This window comes from Streptomyces sp. WM6372, from assembly GCF_001279655.1.
Lineage (GTDB): Bacteria > Actinomycetota > Actinomycetes > Streptomycetales > Streptomycetaceae > Streptomyces.
This window is the reverse complement of sequence record NZ_LGDB01000158.1, coordinates 1-257: the sequence shown is the minus strand read 5'-3', so window position 1 is coordinate 257 and position 257 is coordinate 1. Positions and strand designations below refer to the sequence as shown.

1 protein-coding gene is annotated in these 257 nt (G+C 67.7%); it reads left to right on the top strand.

The features are described from left to right. On the top strand, window positions 1-257 hold a 257-nt coding region (locus ADK52_RS39875), incomplete at both ends, for an AMP-binding protein (protein ID WP_159045928.1).

Genomic DNA, 257 nt, shown 5'->3' with positions numbered 1-257 from the left:
GCGGACTCCGGATGCGCCGGCGGTGGTGTGCGGTGGGGTTGAGCTGTCGTATGCGGAGTTGAACGTTCGGGCGAATCGTCTGGCGCGTCATCTGGTGGCGTGTGGTGCGGGTCCGGAGCGGCTGGTGGCGGTGGCGTTGCCGCGGTCGGTGGATCTGTTCGTGGCGTTGCTCGCGGTGTTGAAGAGCGGTTCGGGTTATGTGCCGGTGGATCCGGAGTACCCCGTGGACCGGATCGCGTACATGCTCGCGGACGCCG